The organism is Roseibium salinum (assembly GCF_026240905.1).
GTDB classification, from domain to species: Bacteria; Pseudomonadota; Alphaproteobacteria; order Rhizobiales; family Stappiaceae; genus Roseibium; species Roseibium salinum.
Window position 1 is genome coordinate 48,396 of the sequence record NZ_JAPEVI010000002.1, and the last position, 21,399, is coordinate 69,794.

The window sequence follows — 21,399 nt, forward strand, 5'->3', positions numbered from 1 at the left end:
TTCTCCATCCGAACCGGGTCCATGGCCGACCGAATGGTGCCGGACCTACTCGGCTCCCCTACGTGCCACCCGGTCATAAAAACCCGATCGTCCCGAGGACTTCACGGCTGGACGAGAAGGGAAATCACCAGTGCGAGCAATGCAATGACTGTCGTCGCCGCCCGGGCGGCGTGGGCGTATTCCCATTTGTCCCGCAGGTCCGTCCACGCCGGTTGCTGTCCGACCTGCTTGGAGCCGGTCCCGAAGAAAGCCGAGCCGGACGCGGACACAGCCTGGCCTTCCATCCAGTACTTGTTGACGGGATGGACCGCCAGCCAGTAGATCGCCACCGTCAGAACCATGCCGACAAGCGCGATCAGCACGAGCCAGAAGGCAGCCGTGCCCGCCGGTGTGAGAAACAGCAGGAGAGCGGTCACGATGATGCTCAAGGGCTCAGCGGCACCGCCGAAGGTAAAACCGGGATAGTAGATACGCTGCACGGCGCGATACGTCTCCTCGTCCAGCCGCATCTTGCCGGGAAGCTCCAGAGCATGCGCGACGGCAAGCGCCGCAGGCAGCGCAACGATCATGACGGTCAATACCTGGAGCAGTTCGAACATTTCGGCCCGGGTTCAGTTCACGCGTGTACGCAAGGTTACTTGCGGCCGGAACGTTTTCGAAATCGAAATGTTCCCCGCGCGGGGTCCGCTCGGAAATGGTCCCCCTCTCGGCGGCTGATCCAGCCATCCGGTGGTCGCATTCGGGTGCGGGGCGTCAAAGGGCTGTTTTCGTTGCGGCCGGCAGCCTCTCGCGGGACATGCGACGTGAAGGCAAACCGCCTTCACGGTTTGCCTTTAAGGAAATCAAATCGGAGATTTCGCCCGGCTTGAGGCTCTGGCTCATGCGGCCTTGATGCCGATCTTCTTCTCCTGTTTCCTGGCTTCTGCGGATTTCGGCAGGCTTACGGTCAGGACACCTTTGCCAAACGTTGCCTCGATCTTGTCCGCATCAACGCCCGTGGGAAGAGAGAAGCTGCGCTGGAAGGAGCCGTAGCGGCGCTCGGAGACGTAGTATTCCTTCTCGCGCTCTTCCTTTTCTTCGCTCTTTTCGCCCTTGATGGTGATCACGCCGTTGGACACCTTGATGTCGATGTCCTTGTCTTCCATGCCGGGCAATTCAGCCGTGATCTCATAGCCCTTACCCTTCTCGACCAGGTCGATCGCAGGTGCGAAAGTCCATGCTCCACGCGGCCAATCGGCCTCCATGTCGAACAGGGAAGGACGCTGTGCCCGCCGTCCGCCGAACGGGTGGAAGTTATCGAACAGACGGTCGATTTCGCGGTGGAGGGTTTCGAACGGCGACCAATGCTCTTTCGTCGTCGCAGCAGCTTTTTCGTCCGCCTTATTCACCGGCAGTTTGGTGACAGTCTTTGCCATGACATTACTCCACGTTTCTCGGCGGCGGTCGTCATCCGTGAGGGAGCGATCCCCGCTAACCCAATCTGATCCGACCCGGAAGTCGCTTGACCGGTGTACGGGCCGGCTCTTCGGACCGGGCGTGTGGTCGTGTCATGGGGTATTTGACGGGGCCTTTGTCCGCCAGTTTCCGAAGGCGTCTTCATGAAATACCGCTTCCGCGTTATCATCATTGACGGGGATCAAGGCTTGCCCGGGAAAATCGACTGGTAAGGCGTTTGCGTATTTGACCGGCTTCTTGAGCTAGCAGGCTTTCCTATCCACGAGGAACACTCAGGCCATATGTGTTTCGCGCACTTCGACATGCCGCGTCGCGGAGCCATAGGCTTCCGCCGTGGAAAGGAACCCGATCCTTCTTTCCAGTTCCACCATATGTCAGTTCGACAGCAGTCGGTGTATCGACTCATCGGAGATCATGGTCCGGGTGGCGCCGCCAAATGCCCATTCACGCATACGGCTGTGACCGAAACCGCCCGAGACGATGAGACCGGCCTGCATCGCGTGCGCGGTTTCGACCAGCACCTCGCCGACATGTTTCGACGCCGACAGAACTTCTGAACGCGCCTTGACGCCGTGCTTCATGAGAAAGCGAACCACATCGGCAACGCTGTCCTTCATTTCTTCCCGGTTGTCCTCTTCGACGGCGGCCACCAGCACATCGGAAGCCCGCCTCAACACCGGCAGAGCATCGGAGACCGCTCGGCGGGCCTCGCGGGTGTTCTTCCAGCCTATGAGAACCCGCTCTGCTTCAAAAGTGGACTGTTCGGGCGCCAGCAGCAGAACAGGCCGCCCGGCGGAAAGAACCAGGCTGCCGATATCGACCGAACGGTAGCCGTCCGACATGACGCCGCTTTCCCCGACCCCGGTGACAATCAGGTCGGCGGCCCTTGCATGGTCTGCCAGAAGCCTGCTGGGATCGCCTACCAGGCCGCGCCAGGATGCCCGCTCGCTGTCTCCGGCAACCTCTTCGAAGCACGCCCGAGCCTCTGCGAGATGGCGCTGGATATCGTCCCTCTGCTGGGCGAAGAACTGCGCTTCGAAGCCACCCTCCACAGCCACAGACGGCGGCATGTAGGTGTCGCAGGCGCAGAAGCCGATCAGATCCGCCTCGAAATCGTCGGCCAGTTGCGATGCAATCCGGATACGCTCCACGGACGGGTGGTCGATATCCAGGTGAACCAGAATGGTATTGTAGAACATGGCATACCCTTTCCTCGGGAGATTCCCGCGGCCGCCGGGAGCGGCTTTCATCGAAGCGCTTTCGGTCCGCCGCTCACTCCGTTTATTCTGCTTGGGACAGGCGCCGTTGGCGCGATCAGACCGTCATTTCAGGTTCAATCATTCTCTCTTCTGGAGGCTCCGGTATTTCCATCATCGTGGCCTCGGCTAGGGGAAGGCCGCTGGCACGTCATGCAGGCTTTTTCACGTGCTGCAGGACGGAAAAGGACTTTCTTGTGAGCCATGGAAGTGCCCTCGGATGAACCGGTTCATTCCTACTCCCGAAGGGCGCGTGCCGCCTTGATGCGCGTCAATGCGAAAGGAGAAGCGGAATACTGCTGTTTTCCAGCATTTCCCGTGTCGTGCCGCCAAGAATGTTCTGCCGCAGCCTGGAATGGCCATAGGCCCCCATGACCAGCAGATCGATATCGAGTTCGCGCGCCGTATCGAGAAGCGCTTCGGAGACCGGCCGGCCGGCGGAGGCGATATTATGTATGGTGACCTTCAGACCGTGCCGGGAAAGCACGAGCGCAATGTCACTGCCCGGTTCCTCGCCGTGATCCTCGTTCCCGACCTCCGGGTCAACGACAAAGATGTCGACCTCGCCGGCCCTGGCAAGGAACGGTATGGCATCGGAGACGGCGCGCGCCGCCTCGCGGCGCGCGTTCCAGGCAATCGCCACCCGTTCACCGAAAGCGTTCGCCTTGAAGGCTCTGGGAACGTAGACGACAGCCCTGCCGGAATCGAACAGGGCGCCGTCGATTGCGTTGCGTTCGATCGACGTCAGTTCCCGCTCCCCGGACCGCAGCATCAATGCCAGGTCGCAGTAGATCGCGTGGCGCGCGACCACGTCGTCCTCCCGCTCGGTGGAGGCCAGACAGGGGCGGATGTCGAAGGAAATGTCTTCCGCAGCAAGCCTCGCCTGCAGCCTGTCGGTCACGGACGTCAAATCGACCCGCCGCTGGTCGCATTCCTTTGCCCAGACCTCGATATAGCCCTGCCCTCCATATCCATAGAAGGGCAGTTGTGGCACTTCGCTGACATTGAGGACGGTGAGATGGGCATCGCAGATCCTCGCAACGGAAATGGCCGTCTCGAGGTTCTCAAGAGCGGTTTTGGATTCTGTCACTGCAAGTATGGTCTTGATGGGCATCGGCGCTACTTCGAAAAGGGCGGCACAGCGCCGCCGGGATGAGACAGTATCGCCGGGTGAATGGTCTTTGGACAACTGGTATCAAATACTTACAGGCGCCAGAACCCGGACGGTCGCAACCGGCGAATGTGGACGTGCAGGCCCTGTAAGGAATGACACCTACTTGGCGCGCTGGTCGAAACGCCCAAAAGTGGACGGGGCGCTTGCGATCCGCAATCGACCGCCGTCTTCGCCGAGCATGAATGGGACGCCTGGAACCAATGGAATCGACCGGACGCCTGGAAGCGCCCTATGCCCGGGATGCCGAAGAGATTGCGGGAGAGCTTGAAACCCGACCGTCGCGCGGCCTCTCGTCGAAAGAGGCCTCCCGTCGGCGGCAGGTTCACGGCCCAAATCAGCTCCGCGGTCATGAAACCAGGAGCGCTCTCGCAATTCTGGCGCACCAGTTCGCCAGCATCATCGTCTGGCTGCTTTGCGCGGCTGCGGTCATGTCGCTCGTCCTGGGCGACGTTGCGGACGCGGTCGCGATTGCTGTCGTCCTGATCCTCAATGGCGCAATCGGGTTTTTCACCGAACTTCGTGCCGCCCGGTCGATGGAAGCCCTCTCCCGCATCACGAAGGTGCGCACGCGCGTCAGGCGGGAGAGCCAAGTGAAGGAGGTCGACGCACGCGGTCTTGTTCCGGGCGACATCGTCGTTCTTGACGCCGGCGACATCGTTGCCGCGGATATGCGCCTCGTCTCCGCCTCGAACATTTATTGCGACGAGTCCCTGCTGACGGGTGAATCCGCGCCCGTGGCCAAGCACGCCTCGAAAATCGCCGCCGATACCAGCCTCGCTGAGCGCGCCAACATGGCGTTCAGCGGCACGGCGGTCACGCAGGGTCTGGCAGAAGGCATCGTCGTGGCCACGGGAATGGCAACGGAACTCGGACACATAAGCGCGCTTGCGGAGGAGGCGGTGTCGGAAGCTTCGCCTTTGGAAAAGCGCCTGGACAAACTGGGCCACAAGCTGGTCTGGCTCACCCTTGCGCTGGCCGCCCTGACCAGCGTCACCGGCATCATGTGGGGGCATTCGACCCCCGAGATGATCAAGACCGGCGTCGCCCTTGCGGTCGCGGCGATCCCCGAAGGCCTGCCGGTTGTCGCCACGCTCTGCCTGGCGCGCGGTATGTGGCGCATGGCAGCGCGCAACGCCCTCGTCAACCAGTTGTCCTCCGTGGAAACGCTCGGCGCGACGACGCTGATCCTGACGGACAAGACCGGCACATTGACGGAAAACCGCATGACGGCCGTCGGATACATCCTTGCCGATCGGGATATCGATGTCCTGGGCGAGGGGGAAAATGCCCGTTTCAGCGCAGATGACCGGGAGCTCGATCCGGCCGAAACGGAGGATCTGAACTGGGCCCTCAGGATTGGTGTTCTTTGCAACACCGCAGAGGTGGGAAGCGGTGACGCTGGAACGCGGATCGGCGACCCTATGGAGCTCGCGCTTCTTGCAATAGCTACCAATGCCGGTGTCACGCGCTCATCGCTCCGAAAGGAGTTTAAAGAGGTCAAGCAATATGCATTCGACCCGTCCCGCAAGATGATGGCCACTGTCCATGCGCATGAGGGTCAATTCGTCTACGCCGTCAAGGGAGCCCCCGAATCTGTGATCGAAGCATCGGACAAGCTGTTCTCCAAGGACGGTGTCCGGGAGATGAGCGAAAGGGATCCCGACGGCTGGCATGCGCGCAACGGGCGTGCGGCAAGGTCCGGACAGCGCTTGCTGGCTCTTGCGATGAAGACCGCGAATTCGGACGCCGAAGATCCCTATGGCGGATTGACCCTTGTCGGGCTCGTGTGCCTGCTCGACCCGCTTCGCGAAGACGTGCCTGCGGCGATCAGGGCAAGCCAGGACGCCGGTGTGCGTGTTGTGATGATGACCGGCGATCACGCCGATACGGCAGCAAAGATCGCGCGGGACGCAGGTCTTGGAACGGACGACCTCAAGGTGATGGCAGGCCGCGACCTTGCGGAGTTCGATCCCGAAACCCCCGACGAGGCGATGCGCAAACGCCTGCGCGAGACGGACGTGTTCGCGCGCGTGGCGCCCGACACCAAGCTGAAGCTTGTGTCCCTCTTCCAGCATAGCGGCCATGTGGTCGCCATGACCGGCGACGGCGTCAACGACGCTCCGGCGCTGAAAAAGGCCGACATCGGCATTGCCATGGGGCTGCGCGGCACACAGGTCGCCCGTGAGGCCGCCGACATCGTTCTGAAGGACGACGCCTTCGCCACCATCATCGCGGCCATGCGGCAGGGGCGCGTCATCTTCGAGAATATCCGCAAGTTCGTGGTCTATCTGATGTCGTGCAATCTGAGCGAAGTGCTTGTCGTCGGCATCGCGGTCGGCATCGGCCTACCGGTGCCACTTCTGCCGCTGCAGATCCTGTTCCTCAATCTGGTGACCGACGTCTTTCCGGCATTCGCCCTGGGACTAGGAAAGGGAGACGATGAAATCATGCGCCAGCCGCCCCGCGACCCGCACGAGCCGATGGTGGACGCTCCAAGATGGTGGCTTATCGGCCTGCTCGGCGCGGCGATCACTCTTGCGACCCTTGCCGCCTTTGCCCTGGCGCTGTTTCAGCTCGATCTCGATCCGGGAAAGGCGGTAACGGTTGCTTTCCTTACGCTGGCCCTCGCCCAGCTCTGGAACGTTTTCAACGTGAGACGTCCTTCGATGAAGTTTTTCGTCAATGAAATCACGCGCAACCCCTACGTCTGGGGCGCGCTTGTGTTGTGTCTTGGCCTGATCGCATTTGCCGTCGGCAATCCCGGGCTCTCCAGTGTTCTGGGGCTCCCCTCGCCCGGCCCGCAAGGACTTTTTCTTGCCTGCACCATGAGTTTCCTGCCGCTCGCAGTCGGGCAGGTTTTCGTCCTGATGTCCCATTTGAGAACGGCGGAACGGGTTGCCGGCAGGAAACCACACGCGACATTGCGCTCGCAGGCCCCCGGCTAATGCGCCATCAGGACGGCAGTCGCCGCGGCGTTTGCCAGGACGTGCTTCGTCACGCCGCCGATCAGAAAATCCCGTATGCGGCTATGGGAATAGGCTCCCATCACCAGCAAGCCGGCATTGCGGGTGCCGGCTTCCGCCAGGAGCGTCTCGCCGACCGAGCGGTCGCTCCCGCCGATCATGCTCGATGTCGCGGTCACGCCGTGGCAACTCAGGTAATCGATGAGATCCTTGTGCGCAAAGCCGATGTTCTGGTCTTCATGGCCGACGCTGACGATCTCCACGCCGTGAGCACGCTGCAGGAACGGGATGGCCGCGCTTACCGCGTGCCAGCATTGCGGACTGTTCTTCCAGGCAATCAGCGCCGTTTCGTTGAGAGCCCTGCCCGTTGCCATGGGCGCGAGAAGCACCGGGCGCCCGGTGCGCAGCAGAGCGATTTCGGCGACTTCTCTCAAGGACTGGGCAACCACTTCGCTTCCCGCGACAACCAGATCAAAGGCTGCCGCCCGATTGATGGTGATCGAGGAATAGTCGCCATCGGTTTCCATCCAGCGGGCGCTCGGGAAGGTATCTATCGCGGTGCCCCCGCTGATGAGGGGGATATGGTTCAGGCCGCAGGCCCTGGAAAACCGCTCGCGCATGTCCCGTGCGGCTCGTTCACCGGCTTCTGCAGGCCCATGTTCGACAGCAACGTCCTGGAACTGGTTCACGCCCGAGAATTCGGAAAAAGGCACACCCCGTTGCGGGACCGTCGGCGCTTGCGGCGGTTCTGAAATGAAAAGCGCTTCGATATGGGCTTCAAGGAAGGTCGCCGCCGAAAGCGCGAGCTGGATTTCTTCGACCGGGTTCGTGTTCCCCGGAATCGGAAGGAAAATGCGCTTGATGCTCATGGTATTGCCTCGCATGCGTAAAGGCTTGTCGCACCGAAGTAGCGCACCACCACGAAGGACGCGGCTGCAGGGTGGCCGGCACGGTGAACGAGCCAAAGCCGACTGTGACGGGCGCCGGACTTTTGCTGAAGCAACCTGCGCCGCATCGGACGCATGCGGGTTGAATGGAGTGCGCCAGCCGCTTTACGCGCCTTGACCTCAGGCAGGGAAACAAGGTTCAGGCGTGCCGTCTCCCGGTAGATTTCGGGAATAACAGCTGGCGCACTCACTCAAGCAATCCGACCCGGCGGCCAGACCTACGACATACCTCTTCCCGAATTCTTGCGACTTCAAAGAGTAGGTTGTCGATTGTTCAAGGGTCTCATTCAACGATGGCAGCTTGAGGTCATAATTCTAGCAATATATGGCCAACTAAAAGGCAGTTAAGAGAGACGTTTACTTTCGGAGATCTGCAGATACTGCGCCCGGGTCGTTTTCGGACTGAAGCGATATTGGCTGCGCTGAGCTGTGTTTGTGAACCCCGGTCGAAAAGGCCATCACCGGCGTGACCGACCGGTGATGGCCTTCTGCCGGATGCACGGACGTCTTCGATGTCCGTCCGCGGAGGAGGCATCCGGCTGGTTGCCGTGGCAGGCTCACAGGGACGATCCGGGCGTGCTGCATAAGCCCCTCGTTCCACTGTGGTTAGGTGCGCCGCCATCTTCGATCCGCAACATTCCAACAATGCGAGTTGTTCACGCCGGCCTTGCGACGGCGGTGAGGAAGTCTCGTGACAATGTTGGGATCGTTTGAGCGAAGCGGTCACAGGAACGTCTAATCATGAACAATTTTTGCGTGTTTTGGCAAGATTAAGACAACCGCTGATGGGGCAGCCTGCTCCGGACCAAGGTACGGAGCAGGATTGCGCGGCCCGACCCGGGCCGCGTCGCGTCAGAATTCGACGGTCTGAAGCTTGCCGACATATTCGGTTTTCAGACCGTCGCAACGGGCTTTGTGCAGGAGGTAGTTTACGCCGGTGATGTCCGTCTGAATCATGTCGCCGGCCTTGGCGAACCGCCTGGTGGTCAAGCTCTCCTTGAGCCACCTGCTGGCCTGCCAGGAGAGAACGGCTATCCGCCATCCAGTAGTTTCAGAGAAGGTAATGCGGAAATCGGGCCATCGGGCCTCTCCACGCTCTGTTTCGTCATCGTATCGGACCTGTGCTGCAAGGGTACTCATGTATCCCTCCCGTTTCGGCCCCCAGCCATTTCTCTTGGTGTCTCGGCTTTGGAAAAGACCGTCATCGAACCGGGATCCCGTCATGACTCCTGCCGGCGTTCGGCATCGAACGGCCCGTAGGGCACCGCTCGCCGAATGCACTCAGTGCTTTCGGACGCCGAATTCCACCATGTCACAAATGGGAGCCTGGTCCCTGTGCCTTCGCTTCTTGAACGTGAGCGACTTGCAGCCAATCAACGGCCAAATCCAACTCTCAACACCCTCCAGAAACCAAACAAAATTGGCGGATTTTTGTTATCCGAGCCGCGCCGCTGCATTTGTGATGGAGCCGTTTCGGCCCGCTGTTCCCGGAGAAGCTTTAAGCGGATGATCCGTAACCGAATTTTCCGGCGACACCGTCAGTGTGTTCCTTGATGATTTCAAGCTCGCGATCGTCGAAAGGCGGCGAATAATATCCTGGAGGGCTGATCGTGGCTTCTGCATGGTCCGCCAGACCCTCGTCGTCGAGACCGCAATGGGTGAGGATGGTCCTGACCGTCTCGGCTGGCTCTCGGCACAACGTCTCGTAATTAACCACCAGGATCGCTTTGCGCAGATCCGGGTCGTCCAGCGCGCTGGCAAGCAGATTGTAGGCCGAAGCCCAGCTTCGCGCCCAGCCTTCGACGTCCCGGCCCTCCCGCCAGCATCGCTCGACCTCGCCGACCTGACCGTCACCCATGTTCATCGCACGACGGTCGGGCCCGAACTCGAAGTGCCCGGCCCGGCGCAGGTGATCGCGGACCTTATCGTCCCCGCCGCTCAGCGAACACAGGATCCGGTGCTGCTTCATGAGAGATGCGATGTGCCAGACCGGATCGCGGATGGGCACGACGAAACACGCATCCGGCAGCAGGCGCTGGATATAGCCCAGCCGGGTCAGATTGTAGTTCGCCTTGCTGAGATACCGCCTTCCGCCACGCAGCTTCAGCATCTTGCGGATGTGATCGGCGTAGAAGGCATCGAAGGCCGGATTGTCCGCCTGCCTGTCCAGTACCATCGAGGTTGCCCCGTCATGGAGACCGGGGAAGAAGGCCATCCACAGAACTTCCTCGAAGGCCTCCGGGCTCTCTCGGGTAACCAGGATGCGGTCGCGGTGGGCGCGTTCGCGCGGCTGCTCCGGTTCCGAACCGGCACGGTCGATGAACCAGTTCCACGCCAGGGGAGCATGCAGCAGCGGAAAATCGCGATATCTGTGTGTTGCGGTGGCCGGATGGCGTGCCAGCAGCTCCAGGAGGATTGTGCTGCCGGAACGGGCGAGGCCGGAGACATAGATCGGACGCTCGATACTGAGGCTGCCGACGGTATCGCGCGCGAATGCGCTTTCCACATTTCCAAGCCAGCGGAAGAACCGGGGATGGCGTTCGATCTGGCGGCCGAGGGCGTTCGACCATCCGTCGACCTCGGCAATGGCACCTGCATTGCTAGAAGCGCCGGAAGACAGGGATTGTGTCATTCGATCCGTCTCACGAATTTCAGGATGATTGCCGACAGGAGCAGCACGACGAAGAAGATCAGATCCCAGCCACGCATCCATGACGGACCGACCGGAACGACCTCGGGACGCGGAAGGTTGAACTGGACACGATCAAAGGGAAGTTCGTCGGCGAGATAGCCGGCGGGGTTGCCGATCAGCATGTCCCACCAGTAGCGCTTGTGCACTTCGGGAACCGGCCTGGCCAAAGGAATTGTTGCGATTTCCTGCCCGCCCTGATCGATGATCTGGGCGCCCGGCGTCCGATCACCGGCGTTGTCCGTCCAGTAGCCGTTGAAGCCGCCGGCAACTTCGATCTGAACGGGGGTGCCCTGTGGAGGGTAGGCAGCGCCGTGACGGCTATCCAGCCACACCACGATGAGCAGGATCGGCAGCGAAGCGGCAATGGTGGCGGGGAACACCAGTGCGATGCGGCGCAGGGCCAGTGACAGCATGCGCCGGATCAGCGGCCAGGCGTCGGCAAACTCGCCGTCGAAGCTGTTGAGCTGCGTCTGGCTCTGCTTGAGAGCGACCTTGAGCTTTGCAATCACCGCCTGTGGCGACAGCAAGCGATAGAGTTCCATGCTCGCCATCGCGCAGAGGAAGCCCCAGAACGCAATACTGGCGACCGGGGGCAGCAGCAGGGACAGCCACTGGTCGAGCCAGGTGAAGACCGGCCCTGGAAGATCGAGAATGCCCATGGCAGTCATCGCCCTCAGCTGTTTGAATCTCCGGAAAGCGTCTGTGCGCTCTGCTCTGTGGCCTGCCGCTCGACCGCCGCCACGCGCTTGCGCCGGAGCAGCTTGCGGATCGGCCAGGCGACAACGAAGAAGAGCGCGAGACCAACGGCGGCAACCAGTGCCCACAAGGCACCCAGAAGACTAAGGCCGGCGCCCGGCCCCACATAGGCATGGGCCAGTTCTGGCGCCAGGACGACAGGCAGGGCTACGAGAGCGGGAACAAAGAACTTCGCATTCATAGTGATTTCCTCCGGTTCGGGGTGGTTTCGGCTGTTGAGGCACTGTCTGCGATGGCCGGGTCGAAATAGGTGTCAGGCAATCGCTCGGACCATGAGATGATCGGAATGAGGTCGCCATTCGGGCCGCCTCGCACAGGATTGACGTATTCCCATACGGTCTCTCCGGCGCGGTTGACCTCGATGATGCGGCCACCATTGGATTCGGTGATCAGTGTGTTGCCGTTGGGCAGCCTTTGCTGGTCGGAGCGGATCCGGCTTTCCAGCGGAGTCTCGTCGCTGCCCTGGTAGCGCCACACGATGTTCATCGTTACCGGGTCGAATTCCAGCACGCGCGAGACACCGGCGGTGTCGCTGAAATTGCCGTAATTGTCGAACAGCAGGATATTGCCGTTCGGCAGGATGTCCGGGTCGTGCTGGCCGAGCCACGGCCCCCGTGTGGCCCAGGTGATTTCACCGGTGGCCGGGTCGAGAATGGCAAGGCCGGTAGCCTCGCGGAACGACATCAGGATCTGTCCTTCCTTGCCGGGCGCGAAATTGCGTGCCAGGTCGGCGTCGATGTATTTCACGGAATTGGCGTGCAGCGGATCGCCGAGGGCAAAACCCGATACGGTGTAGAGCATGTGGCGGTACCGGGAATCCATCAGCGCCGTCACGAGCCGGAACTTTTCCAGCTCTTCGCCCTCCGGCGACAGAACAACGAGGAAATCCTCCAGCCGCGGATTGTGCAAGTGTCCCAGGCGATCGGTCTGATCGTCCATGAAGGCGTGCGTCAGCGCATAGATCTTGCCGTCGGGCGCGACGCTGAACTGATGGTGCGTGCGGCCGAAATAGCTCCACAGGACTTCCGAATCGCGGTTGAGCTTGACCATGCCGTATCCGTAGGGCGTGTCGCCGACACCTTCATAGATGGCCAGAAGATCGCCGTTGGGGAACGCGTGCGCGTGCCTGAAATAGACATGCGAATCCGGCTGTGGCTGTTGCAGGTCGCCCTTGCCCGGCGACCAGACGGTGCTGAAGGGGCGCGACCATTCGTGCACGACATTGCCTTCGGCGTCGATCAGATAGGCAGACGGCTTGTCGCCGGTCGTATAGAGCGTCAGTCCCTCCTGGACCGCGGCGCCGCGGTTGACCGAAACGCCTTGCACATCGTTGCGCTGGGGAACCCAGAGATCGCTCTGGTAGACATTGTGCTGCGCATTCAGCTTGCCATACAGCGCCGTGCCGGCCTCGATCGCCTTGCTGATCTGGGGACCGGGAAAAATGTTCGCGGCCGTAACCGCCGCGCCCGCGACGAATATCAGGGCGACAATGGCGAGCATGAACAGCGCGCGCAGCAGATTGTCCAGCGTGAAGGCTCGCTCCCTCACGGTTCGCTCCCTCCCGGCAAGTCCTGATTTTCTGATCATCGAAGTTGTCATGAGTCGAAAGATCTTTTGTAGTTTCAGGTCTGGTGAATAAGCGGCAAGTCTTCATATGGCCGGGTCGAGCCGTGCCATATGATTGGAAGAACTGGTATTCTTCGGATACGATGGACGCAGAGTCAGTCTGCAATATGACGGACTTTGGGCTCTTTTTGGTCAAGCAGCCTGCAAATTTGATCGAAATGGGTCAAATATGGCGAAAGCAGTGTCGAATACATATTCTCGAGTATAGTTCCATGGAAACAACTTAAATTTTCGCACTTCTATCCAATTTTGACAAAGGCTCATCCCGTGGCAACGGGTCCATGATCCGGACGTATCCAGGGTTACTTCCGGAGGAAAAAGTCTTCCAGGTTGCAGACGGCATTACGCCGCGTCTTTTATCTTCGACCCTGTCTGGCCCCGGACTTGCCGTAATTTCGTTCCGTTCCGTGCATTAGACTGCGCGCCAGCTGCTGGGTGGGCGGCAAAAGTGAGGGCACGATGAGAGCTTTCATCGTATTCTTGGCGGTTACCGCCGCCGTGGTACTTGTCATTGCTGTCGCGCGCCCGCGTGTGTCCACGCAACACGTGGAAGCGAGGGTCGCCGAATATGTCGCGCACGCCTCGGGCGGCAAGAGCCGGATAACCGGCGAAAGCGCACTGCGTCTGCTTCCCCTGCCGGTCGTTACCGTGAAAAGCGTTGAGATCGAGGGCATCGGCGAGGCCAGGCAGGCGGCGCGCATCGACATTCCGTCCATGGAAGTCAGCTTTCAGTTCCTTCCTCTTTTGATGAGCGGCGAGCTTGTCGTCGACGGTATCAAGCTCGATCAGCCGGTGGTTCAGCTTGTCCGCACTCCCGGTGCTGATCGCGGCGATATCAAGTCGGGCCTGAACAGCATCCTGCAAGCCGTTCTGGCGGCCGACAGCGCCGCAAAGAAAGCCAAGGTGATCGACGTCCAGGACGGGCGCATCGAACTGGAAGACGGGAACGGCGGCCGCAGAGAAGAAATTGCGATGCCCCGGATGCATTTGGCCCGGGCTGACCGGCAGGATGCGCTCCATCTGGCCGGGAAGGTCGAGTGGCACGGATTCCAGATCGGGATAGACGCCGATCTCGATACGCGTGACGGCACCCGGCCCGGCCTGTGCTGTGAAGGCGACGTGACGGTTGAGATCGCCCCTGCGGAAACGGAGCCCGGCTCATTCGAAGTGCCGGTCCTGTGGGACAGCGGAACGCAGACCGATCCGGATGCCCCCCGCGACGAGCCCTATTCCCTCAGCGAATTGCTGACACAGGCCACGGCCGCAGCTCCCCTCAGGCTAAGCGGTGCATTCAAGGCAGGAACGCAACACGTGCGGTTGGAGGACGTCGCCCTGGAACTGGGCGACATCGCGGCGGCCGGTTCCCTGGGCGTCGACCTGGCCGGCGAGGTCCCGAGCATATCGGCGGAAATGGCCTTTCAGGAACTCGACCTAGGCCGGCACCTGCATGCGTTTCTGCCGACCAGCCTCGATGAGGTTTTGGCGTGGCCGGTCCGCGCGGACGTCTTCGCGAACGCAGATCTTGATCTGTCGGCCGTTGTCGCGGAAGCAGCACTTGGCGACATCATATTCGCCGGTCCATCGGTCCGGCTGGTGGGGAACAGGCGCGGGATAACGCTCACGCTGGAGAGGACCGAAGTCGCCTCCGGCCGTATCCAGGGTCTGGTGACGGTCCAACCGGCCGGGCAGGAGGCGCTCGTCCAACTGTCCGGCAGCCTCGCGGATGTGTCGCTGGCGGATATCGGCGAGGCTCTCCGGCACGGCGCAGGCAGAATTCCCGTCGGGCAGGACCGGCCGCCGGAAGGCTACGTCACGGGATCCATCGATCTGTCAGGCAAGGGATCCACCCTCAAGGCGGTGACGCGTTCGCTCCGGGGGTGGGGCGCCAGCGTCGTGCGCGACGGCAGCCTGGCCGGGGCGGATATCGTGGCGACGCTGGAACGGGTGGCCGACAATTCCACACTCGTCGACGAAGGCAAACCGCTCATCCCGGTGGCAGGGCGAACCTATTTCTCCGCCCTCGTCGCCTCCGCGGCGGTGGCGGACGGCGTGGTGCGGGCTCCTCATATCCATTTCAGGGGCGAGAATTTCAAGATCGACTTCTCCGCCGACGTCGACCTGGCCCAGGGCGAAATCGAAGCGGCAGGAAGCGCGTCGCTGTTTGCCGCCAGCTCCGGGCAGGATTGGGAGACGCTGATCGAGCTCCCCTTCGGGATAGGCGGTACGATGCGCGAACCGATGTTCGCCCCCGGCATACCCGGGATCGGCGGCACGCCGGCGACACCCTCCCCTGCAACCGATCCCGACGCCGAAGGCGCGGGCACTTCCCCAGATCGAAATGCGGCTCTCTATGACAATCAGTGATCAGATAGACAGACCACACGGCCTTGCAGGAGGGATTCGCGTGTCGCTGGCGAGCCTCGCTCCACTCTTCGTTTTCGCCGTGTCTTTCTCTTTCTACACCCTGTGCCTGTTTCCGGGCCTCGGCGGTGAAATGAATTCCGGCGACTCGGCGAAATTCCAGATTCTCGGCCACACACAGATCCTGCTGCATGGCCCCGGATACCCGTTCGTGCAGTTGCTCGGAGCGCTGGTGCGCTTCATGGACCTGCCGCTGCCGCCGTGGCAGACCATGACTGTGGTCATGGCGGTCATTCCGGCGTCGATCGCCAATGCGGTCGCATTCCTGTTCGTCCGCCACCTGACGAAGAACACGATTGCGGCCATTGCGGCCGCCCTTCTCCTGGGCAGTGCGGAACTCATGGCCGTTCAGGCCACCGAGGCGGAAGTCTATCCGCTGGCGCTCGCCTTCATCCTCACCACGCTGTTCCTGCTGGCCCTGTTCGTGGAAACCAGGAAGCTGGGCTATTTTCTGGCCGCCTGCGCGGTCTATTCGCTGTCCTTCGGCAACCATCTGATGATGATCATGCTGGTGCCGCTGTTTGTCTGCGTCACCGCGCTGAATTTCCGGCTCATCGTGCAGCCCCGCAACGTGGCCATCGTCGCGGCCTTCGTTCTGCTCGGCGCATCACAGTATCTCTATCTGGCTCTCGTCGCCTACAGCCCGGACACCGCCTATTCGGAATACATGCCCCTGCCCCCGGAGCCGATGGAACTGGTCGACTATGTCAGGGGCACCTATTTCGCCGACCTTTACGGGTCCGGACTAGCGTCAACGCGGACGCTGCAGTCGCTGGTCGTAACGCTTCGCTCCGCCCATCCCTGGTTTTCCGCGCCGCTCATCGCTATCGGCCTTGTGCTGTTCGCATTGGGCTGGTCGCACCGGGATCGCGCCTGGTACGGGCTGGCCGTCCTCTATGGCGGCGCCCTGGCATTCACGCCGTTCATGCTCTGGTACGGCGCCTACGACATCCGCGCCTTCCACCTGCCGGTCCTCGGACCACTGCTGGTCGCCACGGTCGCAGCCCATTTCTGGTATCTCGCCCGCTATCGGCGTCTGCGCAACGCCGTGGCCGTCCTTTTCGTGACCATCGGGGTGTTCCGGGCCGGCCATGTGGCCATGGCCCTGTGGGACCGCCAACCTCTGTTTGAGGGTCTCGAACCGGCCATTGTCAGGATGATCGAGGAAGCCCCGGTCGAACAGCCCCTGTTTGCGATGGCCTACCCGCTGCGCATGGCAACGCTCTATCACGAGCTGATGGGCGATCTTCCCAGCGAACCGATGTACCGGGTCTGGTGGCGCGCCGTGCCCGAACTCGACACGCGCAGGGAGGTGGGCGGTATCGTCGTCCCGACGGACGGCTATCAGTTCGTCAACTGGATCGAACACAAGCGTCCCGAACTGAAATGCCAGACCCGGAAGATAGACCTGCCCGCAGGCACACGCTGGCCAGCCTACGCCTTTACCTGTGATGATTCGCAGTAGCGGTCACAGGAATTCTGCGGGCAGCGGCCCCTCAACCCTCAGAACAACCAGAACGCGTTGTTGATATCCCCAAGCTGCGCTCAAGGCGTTACCGGGATGAAGTCCTTGTATTCGTAAGGATTAATCGAACTAACGCCCCATATTACAGTGATAATATTACTTAGGGTATACTCTAGGTAGTGATCCTTATTTGTCAATTTCGTGTATTGTTTGTGTTGCAAATTAGGCAGGTCTTCCGTATAGGCACGTCAACAAATGACCATCGCTATTAGCGCAAAGAAAACGCCTCCGCTGGGGTGCGGGTCGTATTGATCCGCTTCGGGGCTTTCAACTACATACATTCGATCAAGGAGACCTGAATGGCACGGAGACGGCCGTATGCCTACGCTTGTGCTGCGTTTTTCATCTTCACCAACCTTGCCTATGGGGACCCAGTCATGGGAGATCCAGCCGGCGGAAAACTGGACAATGCTCACGGATTGAGCACGGCAAACACGAAGCTGAACGGGGTGCCGCAAACTCCGGTGCCGTTGCGCATCGTCGGCACGGAAAAGCTCGGCCAGATTACCGGCGAGGCTTCTCCGAATGACACGGCAGCCAAGTGGGACATCCACGGTACCGATCTGGGTCACATGTTCTGGCACGAGGGCGCTCTGTACATGGTCTTCGGCGACACGTTCGGCGCCAAGGGACCGTTCGGGCGGAAAAACTGGCGAAGCAACACCATGGCCCGCATCGCCGATCCCAACCCGCACAGCGGGCTGCCGATCGAAACGATGGTCACCGGAGCAGATGGCAAGGCGAAGGAACTGCTGGCCTCCCGCAAGATCGACGGCGTGGAGATGACGGTCATCCCGACACAGGGGATCTCGATCGACGGCAGGATGTATCTTCACTACATGTCGGTGCGCCACTGGGGCAAACCGGGGCATTGGGACGTCCGTCATTCCGGCATCGCCTATTCCGACGACAACGGGCAGAACTGGGTGGTTCCCGCCGAGGCTGTCGAGAAAAACGCGATCGGGTTCGAGCAGGTCGCCTTCGTACGCAAGAACGGCACGCTCTACACGTTCGGCATTCCGGAAGGCCGTTTCGGCGGCGTGAAACTGCGCCGGGTCGCCCCCAGGCACATTCTGGCGCGCAATGCCTATGAATACTGGAACGGTACCCAATGGGTCCGGGACGCCGCGGCGGCCAAGACCATCGTCCCCGGCCCGGTCGGCGAACTTTCCGTGGCCTGGAGCGAGGCACATGGCTGCTGGATCATGATGTATGGAGATCCGGACAAGCGCGCCGTGGTCCTGCGAACAGCCCGGCAACTGACGGGCCCCTGGGGCGAGGAACTGATCGTGGCAAAGCGAGACGATTATCCGGGTCTCTACGGTCCCTATATCGTTCCCGGCAGCGAAATCGACGGCGAACTCTATTACACGCTGTCACAGTGGGATCCGTACAACGTGTTCCTCATGCGCACGTCGCTGGAGCGGGACGTCATCGCCACCGCCGCCGCGCCTGACGCTCCGGCGAGCGAAGTCGCCGCGGACAGTGCCCGGGTCGTAAAGCAGAACTGACAGCTTGTCCGTCGCCCGCTCCGCAGCTGCAGCGCGGGCGACGGACGAACTTGTAAAGGTTTCACCACCAGAACTAATCACAAAATTGCACAGAATTCGGCTTATTTTTCTCGCATTTTACTTTCCCTGATCATGCTGAGCACCTTCTCCCCTTGGAGGGGGCGAATATTCCTTCAGCAGACCTCGTCCAGAACTTCTTTTCGCCATGACGTATCCGTACGCTGAAGGATAGCGTTGCGGTCCGGGTTGCTTCCCGTGGCACGGCGTAGTCTGCCGAACTCCCGGCGGAAGTCTATTTCTTTGACGTGGAGGCTCACGTGCGAGCGATAACGCCTTCGGCAACCGGGCCGAGCGAAACGGGCACCCGAAGCTATATCGACGTACCCCGGTTGGGCTGGTACATCGCCCTGCCCTGCCTTGCGATACTGCTGACCGTGTTCCATCGTCTGGCGACCGGGGTCTGGTGGCTGGCCGATCCGGTGAGGATGGCCGACTTCGTCGCCGGAGCCCCTTTCCAGTACCGGGTGCTGCTTCCGGCGATCGTCGCGGGCATAACGGACGTCGCCCCCTGGCTGGGCGTGAATGTCGTGTTCACATTCCTCGAAGTCGCGACCTGGATTCTCCTGATCGTTGCCGCCCATCGCGTGCTGGCGGCACTCGACATCGGCGGCTCGGATTTCGTGCGCCGGCTTCTAGCCATCACCATCGTTGTGCCGGTGGCGCTCCACGTGATCGTGCCGGACCTGCGCTTTCAATCGACTTATCTCGTTGATTCCGGAGTTCATCTCTTGGGAGAATGGCGGCTGGTCGCGCTGTTCCGTTATGTTTACGACGTGCCTGCCGCCCTTCTGACGCTGGCGCTGGCGCTTTTTCTCATCCGCTTCATCCAGAATCCGGCCCCGCATCGTTTCGCCGCGTATCTCGGCGTGCTTGCGCTTGCCGCCATGAACCGTGAAACCGCCGTGTTCATGATCCCGGCCTCCATTGCCGCCTGCTGGGGCGTGCTCGACCGCCGGACGCTGGTGCTGGCGCTGATCGCGCAACTGGTTGTCTTCGCCGCCGTGCATGGCGGCGTCAAATGGGTGTTCCCGGGGATTCCAAATCCGCATGCCAATGTGGGCGCGACCCAATACGAGAACCATCTCGTCCACAATCTCGGACACTTTTCCAGTCCGCTCTACGCCATAACCTATTTCGCCCGTTTCAGCGCCGGGTTCTATCTGCCGGTCCTGCTGTTGTACCGCTACCTCGACCCCGCGCTCGGACGGATGCTGATCTGTTTCGCTGTCCCGTTCCTGGCCTCGGCGGCCTATTTCGGGCGGCTTGTCGAGCAGCGGGTGGTCGTGGAGGTCGTACCGCTGCTGTGGCTCTGCGCAATGCAGGCCGTGTGGGCTTACAGCCGTGCACAGGCGCGCGCGGCGGAAGCGATCCCGGTGCGTTATCCGCAAGACCTTCCCCAGCGGCCGGATCCTATCGGGGACGATGGCGTGGCGGTCGTTCGCACGGACGCCGACTGGCTGCGCATTTCCGCCGCGCACGAGCGTGTTTCCGGGGACGGGCACGAACGGCACCCTGTGCAAGATGACACCCCTCCCTCCTGGAACCGCCGGCGCGAAGCCGGTCATCCCGAAGTCCTGTGAACACGTATTGCGAACCTTCACGCTAGGGTCTGTTGAACTCAGTCCAATTTTAGAAAAGGTACTACGATGATGGAGAAAATCGGCTCGGCCGTCTTCGTCCTTATGGTCATGTTTCTTGCGTTTGTGGCAGGAGCCATGGTGATGCTTGAAAAGACCTTCCCGCACGATCTGTTTCGAGACGCCTATCGGGCGTGGGAAGCTGTCAAACTCCAGGACGAGATCACCAGCGACCCCGTCCGGGCCAATCTCTACCAGCCGGCCCGCACCGACGGCCGCGGCGTCACCCGGTACGATGAAGCCAAGGCCTTTCCCGGCTACACGCTTTTCACGTCCGGAGACGATCAGGTCGCCCGACTCGTCGACATGGATGGCAACGTCGTCCATGAATGGCGGCTGCCCTTCAGCCAGGTCTGGAACGAACAGGCGGCCGTCAAGCAACCGCAAGCCGACTCCATTATCTATATGGACCGGGCGAGGGTATTCCCGAACGGCGACCTTCTGGCGATGTACATATCCTCGGCCGATACGCCCTGGGGCTACGGAATGGTCAAGATGGACAAGGATTCACGCCCGATCTGGAGCTATCTTGAACACACCCATCACGACATGTCCGTCGCACCTGACGGCCGCATTTACGCGCTGACCCATGCATTCAACTTCGAACGTCCGCCCGGCGCGCAGCAGCTCGACCGGCCCTATCTGGAGGATTTTCTCGTGGTCCTGTCGCCCGACGGCAAGGAGCAGAAGAAAATCTCCCTGACACAGGCCATGCTGCATTCGCGCTACGGTGCGCTGTTCGAGATCCTGCCCTATTTCACGCTGAACGATCCGCTTCATCCCAACACCGTCGAATACATCGATGCCGAAAAGGCGAAGAACTTCCCCTACGGACAGGAGGGCGATGTGGTGCTGTCCTTCCGGGAGCCGAACCTCATCGCCGTCCTGTCCCCGGAGACCGGAGAGATCACCTGGGCGGCACGCGGCGTCTGGCTGCGCCAACACAATCCCTCCATCCTGGCAAACGGCAATATTCTGCTGTTCGACAATCTGGGTGTGCTCCGGCGCGGCAACAGCTCCCGGGTTCTCGAGATCGATCCTCGGACGCTGGATGTGGCGTGGGACTATACCGGCACCAAGGAGGAACCGCTTCACAGCGTCATCCGCTCGAACGCACAGCGCCTGCCCAACGGCAACACCCTGATCACGGAGTCCGACGGCGGACGGTTGCTGGAGGTGACCCGGAACGGAGACATTGCCTGGGAGTATGTCAATCCGCTGCGGCGCGGGGACAGAGACCAGCTCATTCCGATCCTGAACGGCGCTCAGCGGATCGATCCGGCCATCTTCACGCCGGAGTTTCGGGAAACGCTCGGGCAACCCGCATCCTGACGCGGGGAGCCCCGCCCGGGCGCGTTGCGGCCTCATACATAGCG

At 61.3% G+C, this 21,399-nt stretch carries 16 protein-coding genes; 6 read left to right on the forward strand and 10 right to left on the reverse strand.

The window, feature by feature from the left end; all coding sequences use genetic code 11:
* Nucleotides 1-101 precede the first annotated feature (101 nt).
* From ON753_RS02605 to ON753_RS02620, 4 genes are all read right to left on the reverse strand, one after another.
* Nucleotides 102-599 (reverse strand): DUF1772 domain-containing protein, encoded by a 498-nt coding sequence (locus tag ON753_RS02605; protein WP_265960999.1) that lies wholly within the window; start codon nucleotides 597-599, stop codon nucleotides 102-104.
* A 279-nt stretch (nucleotides 600-878) separates the two neighbouring features.
* Complete coding sequence (locus tag ON753_RS02610; RefSeq protein WP_265961000.1) at nucleotides 879-1,415, reverse strand: Hsp20/alpha crystallin family protein; 537 nt, start codon at nucleotides 1,413-1,415, stop codon at nucleotides 879-881.
* 414 nt (nucleotides 1,416-1,829) lie between these two features.
* Entirely contained in the window at nucleotides 1,830-2,654 is an 825-nt protein-coding gene (locus tag ON753_RS02615) for a universal stress protein (protein ID WP_265961001.1), read from the reverse strand.
* 328 nt (nucleotides 2,655-2,982) lie between these two features.
* Nucleotides 2,983-3,801 (reverse strand): universal stress protein, encoded by an 819-nt coding sequence (locus ON753_RS02620; protein WP_265961002.1) that lies wholly within the window; start codon nucleotides 3,799-3,801, stop codon nucleotides 2,983-2,985.
* Between the two features lie 284 nt (nucleotides 3,802-4,085).
* Here ON753_RS02620 and ON753_RS02625 point away from each other — a divergent pair, with 284 nt between their 5' ends.
* Nucleotides 4,086-6,830 (forward strand): cation-translocating P-type ATPase, encoded by a 2,745-nt coding sequence (locus tag ON753_RS02625; RefSeq protein ID WP_265961004.1) that lies wholly within the window; start codon nucleotides 4,086-4,088, stop codon nucleotides 6,828-6,830.
* Here ON753_RS02625 and ON753_RS02630 read toward each other — a convergent pair.
* The 6 genes from ON753_RS02630 to ON753_RS02655 form a co-directional block, all read right to left on the reverse strand.
* Complete coding sequence (locus tag ON753_RS02630) at nucleotides 6,827-7,717, reverse strand: universal stress protein (protein WP_265961005.1); 891 nt, start codon at nucleotides 7,715-7,717, stop codon at nucleotides 6,827-6,829. The two genes, ON753_RS02625 and ON753_RS02630, sit on opposite strands and share 4 nt — an antisense overlap.
* A gap of 930 nt (nucleotides 7,718-8,647) precedes the next feature.
* On the reverse strand, nucleotides 8,648-8,935 hold the full coding sequence (locus tag ON753_RS02635) for a hypothetical protein (RefSeq protein ID WP_265961006.1): 288 nt from the start codon (nucleotides 8,933-8,935) through the stop codon (nucleotides 8,648-8,650).
* Nucleotides 8,936-9,293: 358 nt separating this feature from the next.
* Entirely contained in the window at nucleotides 9,294-10,427 is a 1,134-nt protein-coding gene (locus ON753_RS02640) for a sulfotransferase family protein (RefSeq protein WP_265961007.1), read from the reverse strand.
* The gene (locus ON753_RS02645; protein ID WP_265961008.1) at nucleotides 10,424-11,155 is read right to left on the reverse strand and encodes a hypothetical protein; all 732 of its coding nucleotides are present in this window, start codon (nucleotides 11,153-11,155) and stop codon (nucleotides 10,424-10,426) included. The genes ON753_RS02640 and ON753_RS02645 overlap by 4 nt, the downstream gene beginning before the upstream one ends.
* 5 nt (nucleotides 11,156-11,160) lie before the next feature.
* Nucleotides 11,161-11,424, reverse strand: a complete 264-nt coding sequence (locus tag ON753_RS02650) for a hypothetical protein (protein WP_265961009.1) — start codon at nucleotides 11,422-11,424, stop codon at nucleotides 11,161-11,163.
* On the reverse strand, nucleotides 11,421-12,791 hold the full coding sequence (locus ON753_RS02655; protein WP_265961010.1) for an arylsulfotransferase family protein: 1,371 nt from the start codon (nucleotides 12,789-12,791) through the stop codon (nucleotides 11,421-11,423). The genes ON753_RS02650 and ON753_RS02655 overlap by 4 nt, the downstream gene beginning before the upstream one ends.
* 537 nt (nucleotides 12,792-13,328) lie before the next feature.
* Here ON753_RS02655 and ON753_RS02660 point away from each other — a divergent pair.
* From ON753_RS02660 to ON753_RS02680, 5 genes are all read left to right on the forward strand, one after another.
* A complete protein-coding gene (locus ON753_RS02660) occupies nucleotides 13,329-15,233 on the forward strand; it encodes an AsmA family protein (RefSeq protein ID WP_265961011.1) in 1,905 nt (634 codons plus the stop codon).
* Between the two features lie 40 nt (nucleotides 15,234-15,273).
* Nucleotides 15,274-16,755, forward strand: coding sequence for a protein O-mannosyl-transferase family (locus ON753_RS02665; RefSeq protein ID WP_265961012.1), 1,482 nt, complete (start codon nucleotides 15,274-15,276; stop codon nucleotides 16,753-16,755).
* A gap of 359 nt (nucleotides 16,756-17,114) precedes the next feature.
* The gene (locus tag ON753_RS02670; RefSeq protein ID WP_265961013.1) at nucleotides 17,115-18,326 is read left to right on the forward strand and encodes a DUF4185 domain-containing protein; all 1,212 of its coding nucleotides are present in this window, start codon (nucleotides 17,115-17,117) and stop codon (nucleotides 18,324-18,326) included.
* Between the two features lie 317 nt (nucleotides 18,327-18,643).
* Complete coding sequence (locus ON753_RS02675; RefSeq protein ID WP_265961014.1) at nucleotides 18,644-19,966, forward strand: hypothetical protein; 1,323 nt, start codon at nucleotides 18,644-18,646, stop codon at nucleotides 19,964-19,966.
* A 66-nt stretch (nucleotides 19,967-20,032) separates the two neighbouring features.
* Nucleotides 20,033-21,355, forward strand: coding sequence for an arylsulfotransferase family protein (locus tag ON753_RS02680; protein ID WP_265961015.1), 1,323 nt, complete (start codon nucleotides 20,033-20,035; stop codon nucleotides 21,353-21,355).
* Nucleotides 21,356-21,399: the final 44 nt, after the last annotated feature.

Excerpts from the sequence above, each read along its gene's own strand:
- ON753_RS02610 (WP_265961000.1), bottom strand. The coding sequence starts at position 1,415 with ATGGCAAAGACTGTCACCAAACTGCCGGTGAATAAGGCGGACGAAAAA.
- ON753_RS02615 (WP_265961001.1), bottom strand. The coding sequence starts at position 2,654 with ATGTTCTACAATACCATTCTGGTTCACCTGGATATCGACCACCCGTCC.
- ON753_RS02645 (WP_265961008.1), bottom strand. The coding sequence starts at position 11,155 with ATGACTGCCATGGGCATTCTCGATCTTCCAGGGCCGGTCTTCACCTGG.
- ON753_RS02660 (WP_265961011.1), top strand. The coding sequence starts at position 13,329 with ATGAGAGCTTTCATCGTATTCTTGGCGGTTACCGCCGCCGTGGTACTT.
- ON753_RS02640 (WP_265961007.1), bottom strand. The coding sequence starts at position 10,427 with ATGACACAATCCCTGTCTTCCGGCGCTTCTAGCAATGCAGGTGCCATT.
- ON753_RS02650 (WP_265961009.1), bottom strand. The coding sequence starts at position 11,424 with ATGAATGCGAAGTTCTTTGTTCCCGCTCTCGTAGCCCTGCCTGTCGTC.
- ON753_RS02630 (WP_265961005.1), bottom strand. The coding sequence starts at position 7,717 with ATGAGCATCAAGCGCATTTTCCTTCCGATTCCGGGGAACACGAACCCG.
- ON753_RS02680 (WP_265961015.1), top strand. The coding sequence starts at position 20,033 with ATGATGGAGAAAATCGGCTCGGCCGTCTTCGTCCTTATGGTCATGTTT.
- ON753_RS02605 (WP_265960999.1), bottom strand. The coding sequence starts at position 599 with ATGTTCGAACTGCTCCAGGTATTGACCGTCATGATCGTTGCGCTGCCT.
- ON753_RS02670 (WP_265961013.1), top strand. The coding sequence starts at position 17,115 with ATGGCACGGAGACGGCCGTATGCCTACGCTTGTGCTGCGTTTTTCATC.
- ON753_RS02625 (WP_265961004.1), top strand. The coding sequence starts at position 4,086 with ATGGAATCGACCGGACGCCTGGAAGCGCCCTATGCCCGGGATGCCGAA.
- ON753_RS02635 (WP_265961006.1), bottom strand. The coding sequence starts at position 8,935 with ATGAGTACCCTTGCAGCACAGGTCCGATACGATGACGAAACAGAGCGT.